Origin of the sequence: Segeticoccus rhizosphaerae, from assembly GCF_009192725.1 — a bacterium.
GTDB lineage: Bacteria > Actinomycetota > Actinomycetes > Actinomycetales > Dermatophilaceae > Segeticoccus > Segeticoccus rhizosphaerae.
Window position 1 is genome coordinate 1 of sequence record NZ_VOHR01000327.1, and the last position, 4,082, is coordinate 4,082.

Annotated in this window: 3 protein-coding genes and 2 pseudogenes; 3 read left to right on the plus strand and 2 right to left on the minus strand. The window is 71.9% G+C overall.

Annotation, left to right across the window (positions count from 1 at the left end; genetic code table 11):
- Nucleotides 1-365, plus strand: a pseudogene (locus tag FRW57_RS23465) (hypothetical protein); the annotation flags it as partial.
- A gap of 173 nt (nt 366-538) precedes the next feature.
- A complete protein-coding gene (locus tag FRW57_RS18325) occupies nt 539-1,207 on the plus strand; it encodes a permease prefix domain 1-containing protein (RefSeq protein ID WP_152186688.1) in 669 nt (222 codons plus the stop codon).
- Here FRW57_RS18325 and FRW57_RS18330 read toward each other — a convergent pair.
- The gene (locus FRW57_RS18330; RefSeq protein ID WP_152186689.1) at nt 1,181-1,513 is read right to left on the minus strand and encodes a PadR family transcriptional regulator; all 333 of its coding nucleotides are present in this window, start codon (nt 1,511-1,513) and stop codon (nt 1,181-1,183) included. The two genes, FRW57_RS18325 and FRW57_RS18330, sit on opposite strands and share 27 nt — an antisense overlap.
- An 84-nt stretch (nt 1,514-1,597) precedes the next feature.
- Here FRW57_RS18330 and FRW57_RS18335 point away from each other — a divergent pair, with 84 nt between their 5' ends.
- Nucleotides 1,598-3,730, plus strand: a complete 2,133-nt coding sequence (locus FRW57_RS18335; RefSeq protein WP_203230406.1) for an MMPL family transporter — start codon at nt 1,598-1,600, stop codon at nt 3,728-3,730.
- Between the two features lie 37 nt (nt 3,731-3,767).
- Here FRW57_RS18335 and FRW57_RS23470 read toward each other — a convergent pair.
- A pseudogene (locus tag FRW57_RS23470) lies at nt 3,768-4,082 on the minus strand (ABC transporter permease); the annotation flags it as partial.

Genomic DNA, 4,082 nt, shown 5'->3' on the forward strand with positions numbered 1-4,082 from the left:
ACCATCGGGCGCTGGTCGCGGTGGACGGCCGACCGGACACCGCGCGGCGCCCCGGTGACCCGCTGTCGGCGCAGCGGGCGGAGCACCCCTACGAACTCGGTCCGCACGCCCAGCCGGTGCTCGGATCGTTAGGGGTCGACCTGCAGTCCCTTCTGGACGCCCGCGGGACCCGACGTCCGCTGCTGCGAACCTGCATCGACTGGACCGAGCAGCGCCACCACCTGGCGGGCCGGCTCGGAGCAGCCGTGGCGACGGCGATGGTCGACCGGGGTTGGCTGGTGCGGCGTCCGCGCGACCGCGCCGTCCGGCTGACCGACTCGGGGGTGCAGGGCCTGCGGACCCACCTCGGCCTCACCCTCCCCTGATCTCGTGCGGAATGATCCGTGCGGAATCTTCGTGAGGTTTGGTGCCCTCTCCGGGCCCGCGACCTCACGATGATTCCTACGGGGGTCAGGGTCCTCCCTGAACTTTCCCGGAATCGTCCGCCGGGGGCGGCAAACGGGTTGCCTGCGGCGTGCCTCCGGACGACCATGGCACCGTGACGGCAGATGGGGATCGGGTGGAGGCGTATGTCGTCGCGCTGGGCCGCGAGCTACGCGGACCACGGCGCGCGAAGGACGACCTTCTGCGCGAAGCGCGCGACCACCTGACCGACGCCACCGAGGCGATGGTGGCTGGGGGTCGGTCCGAGCTCGACGCGCAGCGACGGGCAGTGGCGGCGTTCGGGTCGGTCGACGACGTGGCCCCGGCCTACCAGGCGGTGCTCTCCTCCGGCTCCAGCCGGCGGATCGGCCTGGGCCTGTTCGTGGTGACTGCCGCCCAGCCGGTGGCCTGGGACCTTGCGGTCGGCTCCGCCGAGCCGGACGGCAGGGTGGGGGCGCTGCTCGGCGTCGGTGTCCAGGTGGTGGGCATCGCGTGCCTCGTGGCCGCGCCGCTGCTCGTGCTGCTCGGTGGGATCGGCGTGCGCCGGTTCGGGATTCGCAAGGGGCTGCTGCGGGCCGTGCTGGCCACCTTGGTGCTCAGCCTGCTGATCGCCGGGCAAGCGGTGGCCATGGTCTCGGTGTCCAGCACGCCGCTGCCGATCGGGCTCTCCATCGCCGGTGGCATCGCACTCGTGCCCTACGGCCTGATCTCGGTGGCGAGCCTGCGCTGTCTGCGTGCGCTCGCGCGCACGCAGGACCTAGGCCGGACCCGGCTGCGGTCGTAGCAGCGCCTCGACCACGCCGGACAGGTCGCGCCAGGAGGTCCGTTCGTCGGCCAGGGCCCGGCGCCCCGCCTCGGTCAATCGGTAGGTCCGCCGCTTGCGGCCGCCCACGGTGCTCCACTCGCTGGCCAGGAAGCCGCTCTTCTCGAGCCGGCGCAATGCGGGGTAGATCGTGCCGGTCGGCAGGTCCAGCGCGCCGCCGCTCCGACGGGTGAGTGACTCGAGGATGGCGTAGCCGTGCAGCGGCTCGTGCTCGACCGTGGCCAGCACCATGCCGTCGATGTGCCCACGCACCGCGTCGCTCCTCACAGGCCCAGCCTACGCATTCGGTAATAGATAGACAATCAACATGTAGATGTTCTATATATAGAGCGTCTACCTATGGAGGTTGTCATGTCGAGCCGGTTCGAGCGCCTGGGGTCGTGGTCGACCCGTCACCACTGGAGAGCTCTGGTGTGCTGGGTGGTGGCGTTGGCCGCGATCACGGGTGCCTCGCTCGCGCTGGGGAACGCCTACCGCGACAACTACGACCTGCCGGGCAGCGAGTCCCAGCAGGTCGCGGACGCGGTCGGGCGGGACGCGAGCGCAGCGGCCATCCAGATCGTGGTCCATGACGAGGCAGGGTTGACCTCACCGCAGGTCCGGGCGAGGGTCGACGCACTGCGAACCCGGGTTGCGGCGCTGGCGCACGTGCAGCAGGTCGCCGACCCTTACACGAGCCCGGGCGCCGTCTCGCCCGACGGCGAGACCTCGTTCTTCACAGTCACGCTCGACACCGCTCCCATGGATGCCGACCCGGCCGACGTGCGCGAGCTGGTCAGCACCGCGCGGGCCCACCAGGGGCACGGCCTGGAGGTCGAGCTCGCGGGTGACGCCGTGCAGGATGCCACGGCACCGGGCGGCTCGTCCGAGGGAATCGGCATGCTGGCGGCCCTGCTCATCCTCATCCCGCTCTTCGGGTCCATCCTGGCTGCCGGGTTGCCCCTCATCACCGCAGCGTTCGCCGTCGGCAGCTCGGTGGGCCTGGTGGCCCTCGTGTCACACCTGGCCACGGTGCCGACCTATGCCGCGCCGATGATGATGCTCGTCGGCCTCGGTGTCGGCATCGACTACGCGCTGCTGGTCTTCTCTCGCTACCGCAGCGAGCTCTTGCGCGGCGCCGACCGCGATACCGCCACCGCCCGTGCCCTGGACACGGCGGGCCGGTCGGTGCTCTTCGCGGGATGCACGGTGATCATCGCCCTGCTCGGCCTGCTGGTGCTCGGTCTCGCCGCGCTGCAGGGGCTCGCGCTCACGATCGCGTTGACCGTGCTGCTGACCATGGTCGCCTCGATCACGCTGCTGCCGGCGCTGCTGATGCTTTTCGGCCGACGGCTGGAGCGGGCGGTGCAGCGGCGCGCCAGTCGATCGGGCCGAACGCCGGGGGACCGGTGGCGGCTCCTGGCCGACCGCGTGCAAAGTCGCCCGCTGCCCGTGCTCATCGGTGGCCTCGCGATACTCCTCCTGCTGGCTGCTCCCGTCCTGCACCTGCGCCTCGGATTCGCCGATGCCGGGACGAACCCGCCGGACAGCACCACGCGCAAGGCCTATGACCTCCTGGCCGACGGTTTCGGGCCGGGCGCGAGCAGCCCCCTGATCGTGCTCGCCGAGAGCGACCAGCGCGGCGCCCAGTCCGCCGCCCGAGTGCTTCGGACGACGCCGGGCGTGGCCGACGTGCGCGGTCCGCTGGCCTCCGGGAGCGCCGGCTGGACCCTGATCGTCACGCCGACCACCGCTCCCGCGTCGGAACAGACGACCGACCTGGTGCACCGGTTGCGTGACGACGTGCTGCCAAGCGTCGACGACCACGCCGGTGGTCGCTACCTGGTCGGCGGCGCCACGCCCGCGACGATCGACTTCTCCGACGCGGTCGGCCAGCGGCTGCCCTGGTTCATCGGAGCCGTGGTGCTGCTGTCGGCACTCCTGCTCATGGCGGTCTTTCGCTCCCTCGTCATCGCGGTCAAGGCCGCGCTGCTCAACCTCCTCAGCATCGGCGCGGCCCTGGGCGTCATGACCTTCGTGTTCGGCGACGGCCACTTCGGGGCCCAGCCCGGCCCCATCGAGGCGTTCCTGCCGGTGGTGGTGTTCGCCGTCGTCTTCGGGCTGTCGATGGACTACGAGGTGTTCCTGGTCTCCCGGATCCACGAGGAGTGGCAGCGCACGGGAGACGCAACCGCCGCCGTCCGCGAGGGGCTGGCGATGACGGGCGGCGTGATCACCGCGGCGGCCGCGATCATGATCGTCGTCTTCGGGGCGTTCCTGGCGAGCCCCGGCCGGATGCTCCAGGAGATGGGCCTCGGGCTCGCGGTCGCGGTCCTGCTCGATGCCGTGGTGATCCGCTGCCTCGTCGTGCCGGCTGTCCTGCGGCTGCTCGGCGAGCGGGCCTGGTGGCTGCCGCGGTGGATCGGCCGGCTCCTGCCGCCGGTCCGGCTGGAACCCGAGGGCGAGCAGGAGCCGTCGGGCAGGCACACGGCATACGTCTCCTGACACCGCGATGATCTCCGAGGGCGGGCGAAACCGGGTGTCAGGCGTCGCGGCGGGAGACCACGATGAACAGTGCCGCCACGAAACCCACGACGTAGGCGGACAGCACCACCGTCGCCGACGTCCCGGAGAGCGTGGTGAGGACTCCGGGGGTGCCGCCCTCCGTACCCACCGGAGTCGAGCCGAGGGCACCGGCCAGGGAGCCGGCAGCCGTCCCGGGCAGGTGGTCGGTGACCACCTCGAGCGGGCCGAGCGCCGAGGCGACGGCGCGCAGCAGGTTCTCCACGACGAGGGCCCAGACCAGGCCGAGGCCCACGGACAGGGCGGGGCCGCGGGCCAGCACCCCGACCAGCGC

What these genes read in the sequence shown, in the direction of transcription:
- FRW57_RS18335 (WP_203230406.1), top strand. Translation starts at nt 1,598, where the DNA reads ATGTCGAGCCGGTTCGAGCGCCTGGGGTCGTGGTCGACCCGTCACCAC.